A 17,687-nucleotide genomic window follows, 5' to 3' on the forward strand; every position below is an offset into this window, starting at 1 on the left:
CCCTCACAAGATAGGCATCAGCCTGCGCTATGTCCTCAAATGGGGAAACCAATGGGCAAAAGTGCGGAAAGCTGTCGGTGCGGGAGATGGTGGAAGATTGAAATAGGACCAATTATTCAGCGTGAGTCACGATGACGTGGCATTTTAATCACCTAGTTTCATGGAACGCCTGTAATTTGGTTTACCTTTGTGACTGTCAGAATATACAATAATGAGCAACAACGATAACAATATAGAAAAAAGAAGTTTCGAGGCTTTCATCAATGCCATCGGCTTCGATCAGGAACTTGGCTTATATGTGTCAGTTCGCACGCTCATATCCATTGGGCACATTACAGAGTTTCATAGAAACCGATGTGAAATTAACAAATCCCAGTGTGCGGAAAATCACAGATGCAATCCAAAGCCTGAACAATGTGCCATTTATGCAAGAGCCTCTTGTGCAAATTCAATCATCTAGCAACAAGGAAGTTGCAATTGCGCAAGAACCTCTTGCACAAATTCAGGATGTATCCCAGACAGTAGCCGCTGTTTACCAGATGCCGATTGAGGACATGGAAAAACTGTTCATGTCATCACCCGTCGCAAGAATCAATTGGGCAAGCCATGTAATTATACTCAACAGTTCGCTTCCGTTGGGTGTGGAATATTGGTATATGAAGCAATCCGTGGAAATGGGCTGGAGCAGTAATGTCCTAAAAATGCAAATTGAAAACAAACTGTATAAGCGGCAAATCAACAGCCAAAAAGTCAATAATTTTACTGCCACGCTTCCCGCACCTCAAAGCGACCTTGCCAACTACCTGTTGAAAGACCCGTATATCTTTGATTTGGCAGGAACTAAAGAACGTGCAGACGAAAGAGATATTGAAGAACAACTGGTAAAGCACGTTATCTGTTGGAAATGGGCAACGGATTTGCCTTTGTCGCAAGACAGAAACATTTCCAAATTGGCGACAGTGATTTCTATGCCGACCTGATTCTGTATAATGGACGGCTTCGAGATGGTAAGGCGCATCCGTGAGACGGACGGGGACACGCCCATCCTGTTCGCTTCCGCCCTGACCTCGCCCAAGGATGTGAGGCATGGCTACAAACTGGGGGTGAACAACTACGTGAAGAAGCCATTTGTCCCGGAAGAGATTGATGCGCACATCCATGCCATCCTGAAGATGAAGGAAGGTGCCAAAAGCAGGTCGGTAGAGGGGCACTGCAGGTTCGGTCATTACACGCTCGACACCATACATGCCACCTTGCGTGATGACAACACGGGTAAAACCCGTGTATTGACCACAACGGAAGCCAAAATTCTGCAGCTTCTCGCCGAAAACAAGAATGAGGTCATCCGCCGCGAAGCCATCCTGAGCCGTTGCTGGAAGACGGAAGACAACTTTTTCGCTTCCCGCAGCCTGGATGTGTTTATCAGCAAGCTCCGCAAGCTCTTTGCCGGGGACCCGAATGTGGAAATTAAGACTGCAAGAGGTGTCGGACTGATGCTGGCAGTCAAGTGAAAGCCTCTCAGGCAAGACGGCACGAGGGAGAGATTGTCCCCGACCGATGGTCCATGAAACCAACGATTTTTCCTACCTTTGCAGCCTCAACCGTATGACAACATGAAGATTAGAAACATCGACCTGGGAGAACATCCCATTGTCCTCGCCCCGATGGAGGACGTGACCGACATAGCCTTCCGCCTGATGTGCAAGCATTTCGGAGCGGACCTGGTATACACCGAATTTGTTTCAAGCGACGCACTGGTGCGCTCTGTGAGCAAGACCATGCAGAAGCTGACCATCAGCGACGACGAACGCCCCGTCGCCATCCAGATTTATGGCAAGGAGACCGACGCCATGGTCGAGGCGGCACGCATCGTGGAGGAGGCACGCCCCGACATCCTCGACATCAACTTCGGCTGTCCCGTGAAGCGGGTAGCAGGCAAGGGTGCGGGTGCAGGAATGCTGCAGAACATCCCGAAGATGCTGGAGATTACCCGTGCAGTGGTCGATGCCGTGAAGATTCCCGTCACCGTGAAGACCCGCCTGGGCTGGGATGCCGACCACAAAATCATCGTCGACCTGGCGGAGCGTCTTCAGGACTGCGGCATCGAGGCGCTGACCATCCACGGACGGACACGCGCACAGATGTACACCGGCGAGGCGGACTGGACCCTCATCGGAGCGGTGAAGGAAAACCCGCGGATGCACATCCCCATCATCGGCAACGGCGACGTCACCACCCCGCAACGTGCCGCGGAGTGTTTTGAGCGTTACGGTGTGGACGCGGTGATGATCGGACGCGGCAGCTTCGGGCGTCCGTGGATATTCAAGGAGGTGAAGCACTTCCTGGAGACCGGTGAAGAGCTTCCCCCGCTGTCGTTCGACTGGAAGATGGATGTCCTGCGCGAAGAAGTCCGCCAGAGCGTGGCGCGACTGGACGAGCGAAGGGGTATCCTGCACATACGGCGTCACCTTGCCGCCACTCCCCTGTTCAAGGGTTTGCCGAACTTCCGCGACACACGCATCGCCATGCTGCGCGCCGAGACCGTCGACGAGCTGTTCAGCATCTTCGACGACATCAAGGAGCGTTACGGCAAGGAGTAAGGACACACCGCGGGATGCGAAGGCACAAAAAAAACGAAGACCACCAGGGACGCGCCTTTGTGCCTTCGTATCTCGTCATCATTGTCAATTATCAGAGTTGTCCATTGTCAATCAAAAAGTTCCCTTCCTCTCTCAGGAACATGCTGGCAATCATAATGGAGTTTATGCCTATAGCAAAAACGACAATAGTGTGTATATGATTTGCATCCGTCTTCTTCTCTCTCCACACTGCATTCTTCTCTAGTCTCCATATATCTTCGCTTTTCTCCACCTCTATATATTTCCCTCTCTGCATCTTTCTCTCCCATCCAGTCTTCCCAGAGAGGAAGGGAACTGTCTTTCTTTAGTTAATGATGGACAAAAGTATGTTATTTTATCTGTAATGCAAAATCTTTTCCTCCTTTTTTGTTGTCTGTACCATAAAATCGTTGTGAGATGTATTTTCTTACACTTCTCAACCATTCCCGCTTTGTTACATTCCGACTGTAAGAAAGATAAGGGTTAAATTTACACTCCATACTTTGCTTCCGCCTGTACAGAAGACGCACTTCATGGACACACACCCTCCGGACATTTGTGTTTGACCGGACAGACACAAGTCTTTCATCGGGCAGACACAAGTGTTTGACGTGGCAAACTAATTGGTTTGATATACCAAAGTATGATACTTAGCCTACCAAAGTATTATACTTAGACCACCTAAGTATTATACTTTGCCTGCCTAAGTATTATACTTTGGTCTGTCAAGTCCCTATGCGTATCAGATTAAGCACGGGTGTGCAGTGAGTCAGGCACGGGTGTGCAGTGAGTCAGTCATCCATGCCCCGTCCGCCGGACAACCGTGTCTGTGGGAGAACGTCCGGACAACGGAAGGGGCGACGCATAAAAAAGGGAGGCGCGTTCGTTTGACGCACCTCCCCGCATGCTCCTCCTGTACGGAGGCAGCGACATATCCCAAATCGGTCATTAGACCGCTCAAAGTTCCCTTCGTTTCAAAAGGGCAAGCTCTTTGAGCATCTTGTCCACCTCTGTCGGCATCTTCTTCCTCGTTCTGTCTCGACGTAGCCCGCTACGTCTTCAACAAAATGAGAAACAAGCTGCCTGACAGATGCGAACAATCTACTCAAACTCTAATGACCGATTTGGGATTATCAAATAGAAAACAGGAATCAGAACTGGTCCACTCCCCATCCGTCGGCCTCCTTCGTCCGCACGCTCACGATGCGGCCGAAGTCATCCGGAGACTCCCAGAGGATCTTGGCACTGTCGTCCAGGTTCTTGGCGTTCTGCATCGGCAGCAGATAGAACTTGCCGTTCTCCAGTCCGAGTCCCATGTAGTTGCTGTTGAACCACTCGGCGCACATCGCCGTCACCGGAGCGTCGAATGAGAGGTACTTCTTCACCGACTTCGCCGTGCGGTCGAGCATGTACAGGTCGTTGCCGCTCGCGATGAACGTGTAGGCACCGGGGTTGGAAGCCTGGGTCGTGTAGGGCAAGGTGTAGACGTAGCTGTCGGCACGCATGATGTCGTCGATGAGGTTGACGTGCGAACCGTCTTCCGAAGCCGAGAGCACCGCCATGTTGTCCACCATCAGGGTCGAACTGTTGTAGTTGTCCTGCCAGATGCGGCAGGTCTGCACGGTATACTGTCCGTCCTTCTCGAAGATGAACACATAGCTGTAGCCCGTGCCTCCGTACTGGTACTGGTCGTGGTAGCCACAGTGCACCAGGTTGTAGCCCTCGTAGTTGTCGAGGGGCACGAAGCCGGCAGGTCCCTCGAAGTGGCGGAGCGCCGAGATGCGTCCCAGCGTGTACTCACCCTTGCTGTCCGACTTGATGTCCGACACGTGGAGCAGGCGCTTGTGCTTGTCGTCATGCAGCAGGCAGAAGTTGCCGCCCAGCTTGCTGACGATGATGTGGGTGTCGGTGAGCGGTTCGTCCTCGCCCTCACACTTGCAGGGCACGGGATAGAAATACTCCGAGTTGGGCAGCTCCTTCGTCGACTTGATGCGGGTGTAAATCTGTCCTTCCTCGTCCTCCAGCACGTCGGTCCAGCCCATGTACATCACATTGGCGGCACGCATGCCGGCAGGCCAGCCTCCGTCAATCATCTCCGAACCGGTCATGTCCTTCACAAAGGTCGACGACTCCACGTCGACCAGCTCGGTGGGCGTGATGACCATCACCTGCGGACCGCCGCCGTACCAGTTGTGCTCGTGCAGGCGGATGGGGTCGTCCGGCAGGTACTCGTCGTTCTCGGCATGATACACACCGACGACCGTACGGATGGTGCTGTTGGCAATGTCGACCTTGTCCCCCAGGAACGAAGAGCTGAGGATGGCGCTCAGGCAGGTGTGCCCGTCCTTCTCGCCCAGGACGTAGAAGCCCGCACCGCTGTACTTCTCACGGACGCTGACATAGACGGTCTGGGCATAGTGCAGGTCGTTCACCAGGTCATGGATGTCGAAGACCAGCAGGGCGTTGCTCATCAGCGAGTCGCAGACATAGGTCAGGTCGCGCTCACGGCTCACGACCTGTGCGTAGTCGATGCTCCATGAATATTCCACATTGGCGATGTCCCGCAGGGTGTCGCCCTGCTCGCTGAGGATGACCGGCGACAGGGTCAGGGTGTCGCCCTGTGCCAGACTGAGGGTACTGCCGCCCCCGAAGGACGACTCGTCGATGACATACTTGGGGATATCCGTGTACGAATAGTTCCCCTTGTCCTCATAGCAGCCTGCAAGGACTGCCGCCACGCAGAGGTATAACAGGATTAGTTTATGTTTCATAGCTTTTTCTTCTCTTTACTTAAGGATTAATATCCGGCCAGTTCGATGGGCGAACCGTCCGCTTCCGTCCACTCGGGGTGGGCATCCAGTGCCTGCTGGTAGGCATCGCGGACCTTACGCATCTCGGTCAGCGAGTAGCCCGAATAGTCGGCAATGCCGGTGGACTCGATGAGGTAGTGGTACTTGGCATCGCTGTAGGGGCCGAAGATGGCGTTGGTGATGTCCTCGGTCCACCACTCGGGCTTGCGCAGGAGGTTGCTGAAATGGGTCTTCACCATCAGGCTGTCGGGGTAACCGACGTCAAAGTGGTCGTTCGCCACGATGCGCAGGGCGAGCGAGACCTCCTCGTCGTCCATGCGTGCGCTGCGCTTGAGCAGGACCTTGAGTGTGTCGGTGAACAGTCCCTTGCGGAACACCACGGGACTGGGCAATGTGTATTCATCGGGCAGTGCCGTGGTGGCAGTGTCCACCACCTCGACGCTCACCTCGCGGTCGGCATCCAGCTGCTGGCCGATGAGCTGTATCGGGAAGCACGCCTCGTAGGTGTCCGTCCCGGGATAGAACTGGAAGGTGACGGTCTGCTCCTTCTCGCCCGTGAAGTAGAGGCGGTGGGAGCTGACGTCGTAAACGGGTATCTCCGCCTCCGAGCAGGCAGCAAATGCAAGCACGGCACACAGAGGCGCACTGAGTAACAGGTGTCTTTTCATAATCATTCTCGAATCGTTTGGTTAAATGGCACTCTCGCTGTCGGGCAACGGGAATACGAAGTTGGCGTCGTAGACGTAGTCCGGGTCAATGCCCAGGCGCTTGTAATAGTAGAAGAGCTGGCCCTCGCCAACGAACTCGCGGTTCGCCTCCTTGACGATTTCCGGACCGAACCATCCTTCGGGGTCGCTGGCAATGATCTGGCTGTACTTGCCCTTCGAGCAGTTGCGCCCTTCACGGACGACATCAATCTCGTCGGCAGCCTTCACATTGTCACCGATGGTGTAGTAGTACTCCGCACGGATATAGTACATCTCGCTCAGGCGCAGCACCGGGAGCAGGTCGGCACAGTAGCTGTTGGACTCGTCGCTGTACTTCAGCGACAGCACGTTGTAGGACGTCGTGTTCAGCAGGACCGCATAGCGCACGTCCGACTGGTCGTCGAACAGGTAGGAGGCGTCGTTGATGTAGAACTTCGTGTTGTCGGCAGTGGCGTCGCTGTAGTTCGTCACGGTCTTCTGGTTGGAGAGGCAGAAGATGACATCGTGATAGAGGCGCGTGTTGCCCGTCGAGGGATAGGTGAACGTGAAGTAGGGGTTGCCCTCGTAGGCTCCGTCAATGATGGGCTGCGTCTCGTCGAACGCCCGCTTGTAGTTCTCCGCGTCGTAGGGTCCGGCGTAGTTGTAGGCGCGTGCCAGGGCGGCGCAGATGGCGTAGTAGTTCATGCGGTAGCCGCGGTAGGTGAAGAAGATGTCCGACGGGGGATTGCCCACACCCGAGCCTTCGAAGTTCTCGATACGGGCGTTCGTCGTCATCCAGTAGGCGCGTTCCTCCGCCGTGTCAAAGGGCTTCACCAGCTCCTTGGCAGCCTGGAGGTCGGCGATGATGCGGTCGAGCACCTCCCGGTTGGAGCTGTACTCCTTGAAGGTACAGGGGTACGTATCCACATAGGGGATGTAGTCCTTCCCGTCATCCTTGACAGGAGCGGGGGCGAACAGACGCAGGACGTCCAGGTGGAGGAAGGCACGCAGAGCCAGCGCCTCGCCCTTGATGAGCTGACGCTCCTCCTCCCCTCCGCGGAACTTGGAGGCAGGCGCCTCCTCTATCTGGGCAATCAGGTTGTTGCAGTTGGCGATGCTGTTGTACATCTTCGACCAGATGTCGTCGATGACATCTTCCACCTTGGAGTCGGTGTATTCGAAGCTGGCGAACTTGTCGTAGAGGGTGTTCGTGCCCAGGTACCAGGAAGAGTACATCTGTGCGGCGGCATCCAGGTAGCCCCACGTCAGGGCGGAACCGTAGAGCGAGGTCTCCGACATCTGACGGTAGACACCGTTGAGGGTCACGCGGTAGCCGTCGCCCTCGGCAAACAGCTCGTCCTGCGTCAGCGTGTCAGACGGACGCACGTCCAGCCAGTCGGAACAGGAACTGCCCGCCAGGAGCAGGACGGCGGACAAGAGTATGTAGAGTTTCTTCATTTGTCGTACGTTTAAAGGGTTAGAAGGAAGCCTTGACGGCGAAACTTACGGAGCGCGAGTACGGGTAGCTCAAGCCACGCTCCTGCTTCACGGTGGAGGCATAGAACAGGTCGTTGGCAGACAACTCCAGCCGGAGCATGCTCAGTCCCCAGGGGGCTATCAGCTCGTTGTCGAAGGTGTACTCCAGCGAGAGTGAGTTCAGCGTCAGGTAGTTGTAGTCCTGCACGAAGCGCGACGTAGGCTGTGTCTGCGCGATGTTGTTCACGCCTGCCTGCAACGCCTGGAACTTCGACACGTCGCCGGGCTTCTGCCAGCGGTCGGTCAGCACGCGGTAGTCGACGTTGCTGTCATAGATGTCGGCGTCCTCGACCTTGTCGACCAGCGTCTGGTTGTAGCGCTGTCCGCCGAACTCGTACATGAACGTGGTGTAGAGCGAGAAGTTCCTCCACGATGCGCTGAAGCCGAAGGTTCCCTGGCCGTCCGGCTCCTTGTTGCCGATAACGACCTGGTCGCCCGAACGCCAGGTGTCCGTCACCGTCCCGTCAGGACGCAGGAACAGCTCCTTGCCCGACGCAGGGTCGATGCCCAGCGAACGTACGCCCCAAATGGAATTCATCGAACCGCCCTCGACGTATTGCAACAGCGGCTGCGAACGTGAGCTCTGGTTGAAGGGGTCGCTGTAGTAGTCCTGCACCTGCTTGTTGTAGTCGCGCAGGCTGTCGGAAATCTTCAGAATCTTGTTGCGGTTGTGTGCCAGGTTGGCGAAGATGGAGACGTACCAGTCGCGGTTGCGGAAGATGTCGGAACGGAAGTCCAGCTCGAAACCGCGGTTCTCCACCTCACCCACATTGTCCTTGTAGGTCGTGAAGCCCGTGTGGCTGGGGATGGTCACGTCGTTCACCATGTCCGTCGTACGCTTCACATAGTAGCTCGCCTTCAGGTAGAACAGCCGACGCAGGAAGCTCACCTCGAAGCCGACGTCGAGCGTGTTGGTCGTCTCCCAGCGCAATGCCTCGTTGCCCAGGGCGTAGAGCGTGGCGCCATAGCCCGTCTTGTACCATTCGTCGGTGAATATCTGATAGGTGGTCTCTGCCTGGTAGGGGGCGAAGTTGACGGCGCCCGTCTGTCCGTAGCTTCCGCGGAGCTTGAGCAGGTCGAAGAAGCCCAGGTCGCTGATTGCCTCGTAGTTGTGCAGGTTCAGTCCGACGCCCGTGCTCCAGAACGTTCCGCACTTCTCATCGGCACCGAACTCCGAGGAGCCTTCCACGCGGATGCTGGCGTCGAAGAGGTAGATGTTGTCGTAGCTGTAGTTGAACACGCCCACGCCACCCATCTGACGGGTCGTGTTCTCGCTCGTCGACGGCTTCTCATAGACTTCCTGCGCATAGTTGGGCGAATGGAGGATGCCCGAGGGGAAGCCGCGGTAGGTCGTGCTGACCGACTCGGTCTGCGTCTCCTGCGCGTTAAAGCCCAGCGAGAAGTTCAGGTTGTGCTTGCCGAAGAACTGGTTGTAGGACAGGGTGCTCTGGAAGTCCCAGTTCAGGTTGGAGCCCGAGCCGGTGGTCAGTTCGCCCGACGAGTAGTTGGTGGAGCTGATGGGGTTGGTATTCTTCTTCGAGAGCGGGTCGAGGAAGCGGTCGCTCTTGTTCGTCTGGTAGGTGACACCCAGCGAGGCTTTCCACAGCAAGTGGTGCGTGATGTTCCACTGCAGGCTCAGGTTGTCGATAAGCTCGTTGTACGACGACTTGTCAAAGTTGTGCAACCCTGCCTCATAGAGCGGGTTGGTGATGGTGCCCGACATGTGCCAGTCTTCCAGCTCCTCGAGGTAGTTGCCGTTCTCGTCGGTGTACACGTCGTAGGGCTGCTTGGTGGTGTAGTCGGAGAAGGAGCCGTAGGGTGACTCCTGACTGTGGGTCGTGTTGAAGCTGACGTAGTTGCGCACCTGAAGCTTGTTGATGCGATAGTCGAGGTACATGCCTCCGCCCATCGTCCGACGACCCGAACCCTTCATGACACCGTCGTCCTGCTTGTAGTTGAGGTCGACGCCGAAGCGCAGGTTCTCCGTACCGCCGTCGATGTAGAGGCTGTGGTTATGGTTGAACACCGTGCGCAGGGGCTTCGACAGCCAGTAGGTGTCGACACCGCGCCGGACGTTGTACAGCTTGCCCTGATACTCCTCGTTCAGCCGTTCCTGGTCGGCGGGAGTGTCGGAGACGTAGCATCCTGCGAGGCGTTCTGCCTCCAGCTTCTCAGCCGCGTTGAGCAGGTGGTAGTCGCTCAGGTCAGGCGCCTCGACCTCACCGGTGAAGCTGTACTGCACGTTGAGCTTGCCGGGCTTCGGAGTGACGGTCGTGATGACAACCACACCGTTGGCTGCACGCGAACCGTACATCGCCGTGGCGGCGGCATCCTTGAGGATGGTGATGCTCTCGATGCGAGAGGGGTCCATGTCGTAGAGTTTCGTCACGTCGATTTCGAAGCCGTCCATGATGAAGGTCGGCAGGTTCGGGTTGTTCTGCAGGTTCGACTTCGAGGTCAGGCTCTGCGTATCCAGCTCCTTCACGCCGATACCGGAGTTACCACGGATGGACACTTCGGGCAGGGCATTCGGGTCCGAACCCCAAGTGGTGTTCTCGGCAATGCGGAACGACGGGTCAAACGCCTGAAGCGCCTTGATGACGTTCGTCTTGGAAACACGTTGCAGCTCCTCCTTGCGGATGGTGGTGGAGTTTCCCGTGAAGCTTTCCTTCTTGAAGTTCACAAAGCCTGTCACCACCACCTCGTCGAGCTGCTGGGCGTCTTCATCCAGACGTATTTCCAGTTCTTTCTCTCCCAGTGCGGACGCTTTCACCCGCACCTCCTTCGTTTCCATACCGACGAAGGAGAACTGCAACACGGCATCCGCTCCTTTCGGCACGTTGATTTGGAACCGTCCGTCGATGTCGGTGATCACACCGTTCATGTTGCCTTTGCGCAACACGGTCACACCGGGGAGCGAGTGGCCTTCCTTGTCTGCCACCCTACCCTTGACGGTAATGAGCGTTCTCTCGGTGCTTGTCTGCAGACCCGTGCTCACCCGCACCGACACCTGTGCTGCCACAGGAGCCGCGCAACAGAGGGCACACGCCAGGAGCGCACCTTGACTCACTAGTAACTCTCGCTTTTTTCTCATGTTCTATATGTATTAAATACTCAACATTAGGATGATTCGTTTCACTTCTTCCGTCTGCGCCACCACGTCAGCGTGTAGCAGGCGATGAGGGCGGCGGGGACAAGCCCCATGAAGAGGATGCGCACCCAGATGAGTGCTCCCTGACCGATAGACATGGCGTCGTCGGCCGGACGCGGACGGTCGGTGTTGATGGGGAAGACGTTGTAGGACAGGTCGCGGAACGACTCGGTGATGAGTGAGAAGTTCGAGCCGTTCAGGGCGTAACGCTCGGTCGTCAGCTCGCCGTTGCTCATGCAGTCCGCGTCGCCCAGGATGAGGATGCGCTGCTCCTTGTCGCCCACCTGACGGGTGAGGCGGAGCATCGTCGGGACGGCAGCCTCGCGTTCGCCCGTCAGGGTGTCGAGCACCGCCTTGTCGTCAACGAAGTCGGTCGTCTGCAACTCCATCCACGAGCCTTGTGCCGGGGTGGTGAGCATGGGGGTCACGTGGAAGGCGGTCGTGTCTGCCCACGCCAGTCCGACGGCACCGGGCATGATGATGCGGTAATCGTTGCGGCGCAGTCCGGCATAGACATCGTTCAGGGCGGCAGCTTCGGGTGTGAGTTCCTGCGCCAGGAGGTCGGCTGCATACTCTGCCGTCGGATGGACGACAATGCCCGGCAGGAAGCGGACGCCGAACGGCTCCACGAGGGGATTCATGACCTCCTGACGGCGCGGCTCACCGGCAATGATGAGGTTGCCCCCGCGCTCCACGTAGTCGTGCAGGCGTGCCAGTTCGCCGTCAGTGAACGGGGTGCGTGCCTCGGCAATGACCACGATGTCGATGTCGGCAGGGATGCCCGTGGAATCCGCCAGGTTCAGCCCGACGGCATCAAAGCCCTGGTTGATGAGGGAGTAGCGGAAGGTGAGGTTGCGGGCAAAGGCGGCATAGTCGCGCTCGCCTGCCTTGTCGATGCTGCGTTCGCCGTGACCAGCGACAAAGCCCACCTTGGGAGCCTTGACGACGAGCCGCTTCAGGGCAGCGGTGATTTCGCTCTCACGCGGGTCGCGCTGATTGTCGTCATACACACGCAGGAAGCTGCGTGCACCGTTCTCCCGTTCGAGGACGCGGACGAAGCGGTTGCCTTCGGGCGTGAGGTCGATGATGCGATGTATCTCTTCGGGACTGAGGAACATGTCGAAGTCCAGGTCCATGATGTCGCACATGCGGCGGGCGATGCCTTCCTCGTCCAATCCGGGGAACTGGGCATAGATGGAGGGATTGTTCACCCGGTCGTAGTAGTAGACGTAGTTCATCTCCAGCTCGGGCTTGAAGCGGATGTACTTCTCGAACTGCTCGCGGTCGTAGTTCAGCCGGGAGGGCATGCCCTTGCCGTAGTTCTCGTCGAGCAGGTTGACATAGGTGGTGATGGTCAGTCCGCCGGTCAGCTGCTTCATGACTTCCTGGCTCTCGGGCGTGAGCGTGTTCGCCTTGGTGGCAGTGGCGTCGTAGTAGCCCATGAGCTTGGGGCGTGTGGTGGTGTAGCCGACGAGGAGGGCGACGCAGACCGTCAACGTGTACTGCATCCACTTGACAGCCGGCTTCACCGACGTGCGTGCGAACTTGAGCTTCAGGATGGAGAGCACGAGGAAGAGGACGATGACGATGAAGAAGTAGAGCACGTCCTGACTGCAAATCATGCCCTCGATGAGGCTGTCCGAACGGCCGGAGAGGGAGAGCCAGTAGGTGATGTCACGGACGAAGGCGATGTCCTGCCCCACATTACCAATGTAGTTGAGCAGTGCCAGCAGCGTCAGTGTGCCGACGGCGGCGACCACCTGATAGGCGGTCAGGGTGGACATGAAGAGTCCGATGGCGGCATAGGCACAGGTGAGCAACAGGATGCCCAGCAGACCCGTGAAGGCGAAGGGGTAGTCAAAGTGCTCCACTGTCAGGGCACAGAAGACGAGGAACAGCAACAGCACGGCGATGAGCAGGAGGGCATAGACCAGCATCGACAGGTACTTGCCGAGGATAATCTGGGTGTTCGTTACCGGAGAGGAGTAAAGCAACTTGATGGAGCCGCTGCTGTACTCCTTGCTCATCAGCCCCATCGTGAGCAGGGGGATGTAGAGATAAAGGTTGTCCTGCATGGCGGCAAACACACCGCCGAAGCCCAACAGGAGGCGCGAGGTGAGGTTATAGGGACGGTAGCCCAGTGCGAGGTAACGCAGCTGGTCGTCGATCAGGTCGGAGAAGGTAAGCCCCGCCTGAAATGCGAAGATGATCAGTATGAGCCAGGCGATGGGCGAGCAGAACAGGTTGTACAGCTCCGCCTTGGCTATTTTCCATGTTGTTTTCATATTCACTGGAAATGGGTTAGTTGACGAGTTAACAAGTAAACGTGGGAACGGACGGACTGCACCCGGTCGACGGGGGAACGGACGGACCGGGAGACGGTGCCTCATCCTTCCCCCTTCGAGAGGCGGGCGAATATCTCGTCGAGCGAGCGACGTTCGAGCCTGATTTCCTTCAAGCCCCATCCGCTGCGGACGCTCCGGTCGATGACCCGTTCGGTGATGTCGGGGCGGCGGTCGAAGTGAACGCGGAAACTTCCGTCGCCCAGGTCCTCGCTGCCGGTGACACCATCCAGTGCAGCCAGCTCATCCGTCGTCGGCGGATTGTCCCACACGACAAGGAACGAGGTGGGCGCGACGTAGTTGTCAAAGTCGTCCATCGTACCGGTGAAGACGACGTGTCCGCGCTCGATCATGCGTATCTCGTCACACGTCGCCTGCACCTCCGAGAGGATGTGGGTGGAGAGCATCACGGCATGGTCGGACGCGAGCTCCTTGATGAGGTTACGTATCTCGACAATCTGGTTGGGGTCCAGTCCGTTCGTCGGCTCGTCGAGGACAACGAACTTCGGGCTGTGGACGATGGCCTGCGCGATGCCGGCGCGCTGCTGGTAGCCTCCGGAGAGGTTCTTCAGCAGACGGCTGCGGAAGTGGAGGATGCCGCAACGGTCCATCGCCCGCTCGACAGCGGCAGGGATGGCTGCCTCGTCCATCAGACGCAGGGCGGCGCAGTAGGTCAGGTATTCCTCCACGGTCATGTTGGGATACAAGGGAGGACGTTGGGGGAGGAAGCCGATGTACTTCTTGGCTTCCACCGGATTCTCACGCAGGCTGATGCCGTTGATGTAGACATTGCCTTCGGTCTGGTTGAGTACTCCGCAGATGATGTTCATCGTGGTGGACTTCCCCGCTCCGTTGGAGCCGAGCAGGCCGAAGACACCGCGGCTTCTCACTTCCAGGTTTATGTCGCGTATCGCCCAGTCCACGCTGTAACGGTGGGACAGGTGCTCTACTTTTACAATTGTTTCTTCCATAATGGGTCTATTTAAGTTGACGAGTGGACTGGTTACTATCTTCTGCGCCGGCGCACACGGATGGTGATGCCGCAGGCAGCAAGTGCCAGGGGCAGGAGTCCGGCAAAGCCGTACTTGATCCAGCGGCGGGAGTCACGCCCGAGATAGATTTCGTTGTCCGTAGGTTCGGGGCGGGTGGTGTCCAACGGGTATTCGCCGTAGGAGAGCCACTTGAAGCTTCCGGTGAGCAGGGTGAAGTTCGACGAGTTGACGCCGTTGCGGGTCTTGCCCAGCTCGTAGTTGCTCACGCAGTCGGCGTCACCGGAGATGACGATGCGCTGCTCCTTGTCGCCCACCTGGCGGGTGAGTGCCAGTACCGTGGGGTAGCTTCCCGGACGCTCGCCGCTCAGGCTGTCGGCTGTGGGTACCTGGTCGAGGAAGTCAGTGGTCTGAAGCTCGGTCCAGCTCTTCTCGCCGGAGACGATGACGGGCAGGGCAGTGAACCCGCACGAGGGGTCAAACGAGAGGGCGGTCGCCTCGGGCATGCTGATGGTGTAGCCGTAGGCATAGGGACGACGGTAGGTCGGGAAGGCCTCGGCTGCCTGTGCCGTGATGTGGCCGACGGTCAGTGTCGGCAGGTCCACGTCGTTCGGCTCGACGAGCACGCCGGGCAGGAAGCTGACGCCGAAGGGGGCGACAACAGGATTCATGACCTCCTGACGGCGGTAGTCGCCGAGGATGAAGAGGTTGCCCCCGCGGTTGACGTAGGCGGACAGCTTGCCGCCCTCTGCCTCATCAAAGGGGGTGCGCATGTCGGCAATGACCACGATGTCGACGTCCGCAGGGATATCTTCCCGGGAGAGGTCGACGGTCAGCACGTCGAAGCCCTGGTTGATGAGCGAGTATCGGAAATAGATGCTCTCGGCAAAGCGGTTGTAGTCGCGGTCGCCGGTCTTGTGGATGTCGCGCATCCCGTGGCCCGTGAGGAAAGCGACCTTGGGCGACTTGACGACAAAGCGCTTGAGTGCAGCGGAGATTTCGGTCTCGGAGGGGTGCTTCTGGTTGTCGTCGTAGAGACGGAGGAAGCTGCGCTGTCCGTTCTCACGTTCGATGACGCGGACGAAGCGGTTGCCCTCGGGTCGCAGGTCGATGACCTTGCGTATCTCTTCAGGAGTGAGGAACATGTCGAAGTCGAGGTCGAGGATCTTGCTCATCTTTTCAGCCTTCTGACGGTCGTCCAGCCCCACGAAGCGGTCGTCGAGCGACTCGTTGTCTGCCTTGTCCCAGAAATAGACGTAGCGCATCTTGATCTCGGGCTTGAAGCGCAGGTACTGCTCAAATCGCTCCACGTCATATTTGAGCTGGCTGGGAAGCCCGCTGCCGTAGTTCGGCTCCAGGAGGTTGACGTAGGTCGTGATGGTCAGTCCGCCGTTGAGCTTCTTCACGATGTCCTGGCTGGTGCGGGTGAGCGTGTTCGACTTGGTGGCGGTGCAGTCATAGTAGAACTTCAGCGAGGGCAGCGTCGAGAGATAGCCGACGAGGAAGGCGGCAGCCACCACAGCCGTATAGGTTCCCCACGAACGGGCACGGGACACCTTGCTGCGTCCGGCACGGAGCTTCAGGATGGAGAGGCTGATGAACAGCACGATGACAATGAGGAAGTAGAGCACGTCCTCCGTACAGATGAGTCCGTCGATGAACTGGTAGGCGCGTCCGGAGATGGAGAGCCAGTAGGTGATGTCGCGGACGAAGGCATAGTCCTGCCCCACCTCGCCGACGTAGTTGAGGGCGGCGAGCACGGCGAGCGTACCCATGGCGGCGACCACCTGATAGGAGGTGATGCTCGACATGAACAGTCCGATGGCGCCGTAGGCACAGATGAGCAGGTAGATGCCCAGAATGCCCGAGAAGACCAGCGGCAGGTCGGCGTCCTTCACCGTCAGTCCCGTGAACACGGCCATGACCAGCAGCGGGAAGATGAGCGCCAGGTTGTAGACGAGCACCGAGAGGTACTTGCCCAGGATGATTTGCGGGTTCGTCACGGGCGAGGAATAGAGCAGCTTGATGGAGCCGCTGCTGTACTCGCGGCTCATGAGCCCCATCGTGAGCAGGGGGATGTAGAGGTAGAGGTTGCCGAGCAACCCCGGGAAGATGCCCATCCAGCCGGTGAACATGCCGGAGGTGGCTCCCCACAGGCCGTAGCCCATGGCTTGCGACTGGATTTGGCGTCCGATGGCATCGCTGAAGGCCAGCCCCGACTGGAAGGCGAAGATGACCAGGATGAGCCATGCGATCGGTGAGCAGAAGAGCGAGCGCAGTTCTGCCAATGCTATGCGGATGGTTGTTTTCATAACGGTTCTTTGCTAGGTTCGTTGGTTGAGGTGCGTCGGGAGTCCCGCCGTTCAGGAACGGGAGGCGGCGGCGTCCGTGTGTGCACCGGTGTGCAGGGAGGCGACGCCCTTGCCCGAGAGCTGTGCGAACACGGTGTCGAGCGAGTCGCGTTCGAGCATGATTTCGCTGGGACGCCAGCCTTTCTCCACGGCGAGGGCGGCGACACGGCGGGTCATGCCGTGGTCTTCACCGTCGAAGTGGAGGCGGAAGCGTGTGGGAGTGAGGTGTTCCACCTTGAGGATGCCGGGGATGGCGACAAGCTCCTCCACCGGTGGTGCCTGTTCCAGCACGAGCACAAAGGTGCTCGGCGCCATGTAGTTATTGAAGTCGCGCAGCGAGCCGGTAAAGACCACCCGTCCGTGCTCGATCATCATGATTTCGTCGCACGTGGCCTGCACCTCGGGCAGGATGTGGGTCGAGAGCATCACGGCACGCTCGGCAGCAATCTCTTTGATAAGGTGGCGGATTTCGACAATCTGGTTCGGGTCCAGTCCGTTGGTGGGTTCGTCGAGCACGACGAAGGGCGGGTTATGGACGATGGCCTGCGCGATGCCCACCCGCTGCTGGTAGCCGCCGGAGAGGTTGCCTATCAGGCGGCGACTGAAGTGCATGATGCCGCACTTCTCCTTCGCGCGGTCCACTGCAGGGCGGACCTCCTTCGGGTCCATGAGGCGCAAGCGGGCACAATACATGAGATACTCGTCCACCGTGGCGTCGGTGTACAAAGGAGGGCGTTGTGGCAGGAAGCCGATGTAGCGTTTCGCCTGCACCGGGTCTTCGCGGAGGCTGATGCCGTTGATGTGGACATCTCCCTCGGTCTGGTTGAGCACACCGCAGATGATGTTCATCGTGGTGGACTTCCCCGCTCCGTTGGAGCCCAACAGACCAAACACCCCTTTCTTGCTGATCTGAAGGTTAATGTCCCGGATAGCCCATTGCACGCTGTAGCGATGCGACAGGTGGTCTACCCGTACGATAGGTTCTTCCATAAAGCAGAATAATGTCTTTAGGTTAGTATGGAGCCGACCCCACCGTTCCCCCTAAGAACGGCAGAGCTGCTTTTAATCTGTAAGCGAATGAATATTGAATCCCCTAATCTTTCAATATTTTCTGACTCCCTGTAGGGAGGTGTGCGAATATAGGAAGAAATATTCTGATATACGAGGATGGTGTAACGGCCGTTTGTATTTATTCACACTTGCA

General features: G+C 57.8%; 9 protein-coding genes and 2 pseudogenes. 3 read left to right on the forward strand and 8 right to left on the reverse strand.

Annotated features, from left to right (window positions below; genetic code table 11):
• Positions 1-211: 211 nt before the first annotated feature.
• From M3087_RS10960 to dusB, 3 genes and pseudogenes are all read left to right on the forward strand, one after another.
• A pseudogene (locus M3087_RS10960) lies at positions 212-1,000 on the forward strand (PDDEXK nuclease domain-containing protein); the annotation flags it as partial.
• A pseudogene (locus tag M3087_RS10965) lies at positions 987-1,511 on the forward strand (response regulator transcription factor); the annotation flags it as partial. The pseudogenes M3087_RS10960 and M3087_RS10965, both read left to right, overlap by 14 nt.
• A 102-nt stretch (positions 1,512-1,613) precedes the next feature.
• Positions 1,614-2,600, forward strand: a complete 987-nt coding sequence (gene dusB / locus M3087_RS10970; RefSeq protein ID WP_022385354.1) for a tRNA dihydrouridine synthase DusB — start codon at positions 1,614-1,616, stop codon at positions 2,598-2,600.
• Between the two features lie 1,169 nt (positions 2,601-3,769).
• Here dusB and M3087_RS10975 read toward each other — a convergent pair.
• The 8 genes from M3087_RS10975 to M3087_RS11010 form a co-directional block, all read right to left on the reverse strand.
• Complete coding sequence (locus M3087_RS10975) at positions 3,770-5,389, reverse strand: PKD-like family lipoprotein (RefSeq protein WP_249095709.1); 1,620 nt, start codon at positions 5,387-5,389, stop codon at positions 3,770-3,772.
• Positions 5,390-5,415: 26 nt separating this feature from the next.
• On the reverse strand, positions 5,416-6,102 hold the full coding sequence (locus M3087_RS10980) for a DUF4843 domain-containing protein (protein WP_106484024.1): 687 nt from the start codon (positions 6,100-6,102) through the stop codon (positions 5,416-5,418).
• Between the two features lie 15 nt (positions 6,103-6,117).
• Positions 6,118-7,572, reverse strand: a complete 1,455-nt coding sequence (locus M3087_RS10985; protein ID WP_249095711.1) for a RagB/SusD family nutrient uptake outer membrane protein — start codon at positions 7,570-7,572, stop codon at positions 6,118-6,120.
• A gap of 19 nt (positions 7,573-7,591) precedes the next feature.
• The gene (locus tag M3087_RS10990) at positions 7,592-10,744 is read right to left on the reverse strand and encodes a SusC/RagA family TonB-linked outer membrane protein (RefSeq protein ID WP_249095713.1); all 3,153 of its coding nucleotides are present in this window, start codon (positions 10,742-10,744) and stop codon (positions 7,592-7,594) included.
• A 41-nt stretch (positions 10,745-10,785) separates the two neighbouring features.
• Entirely contained in the window at positions 10,786-13,086 is a 2,301-nt protein-coding gene (locus M3087_RS10995; RefSeq protein ID WP_249095715.1) for a Gldg family protein, read from the reverse strand.
• A 101-nt stretch (positions 13,087-13,187) separates the two neighbouring features.
• Positions 13,188-14,114 (reverse strand): ABC transporter ATP-binding protein, encoded by a 927-nt coding sequence (locus M3087_RS11000; RefSeq protein WP_022385348.1) that lies wholly within the window; start codon positions 14,112-14,114, stop codon positions 13,188-13,190.
• A 35-nt stretch (positions 14,115-14,149) separates the two neighbouring features.
• A complete protein-coding gene (locus M3087_RS11005; RefSeq protein ID WP_249095717.1) occupies positions 14,150-16,444 on the reverse strand; it encodes a Gldg family protein in 2,295 nt (764 codons plus the stop codon).
• A 51-nt stretch (positions 16,445-16,495) separates the two neighbouring features.
• Positions 16,496-17,473, reverse strand: coding sequence for an ABC transporter ATP-binding protein (locus tag M3087_RS11010; RefSeq protein ID WP_249095718.1), 978 nt, complete (start codon positions 17,471-17,473; stop codon positions 16,496-16,498).
• Between the last annotated feature and the right edge of the window lie 214 nt (positions 17,474-17,687).

Origin of the sequence: Mediterranea sp. ET5 (assembly GCF_023337025.1) — a bacterium.
Lineage (GTDB): Bacteria > Bacteroidota > Bacteroidia > Bacteroidales > Bacteroidaceae > Phocaeicola_A.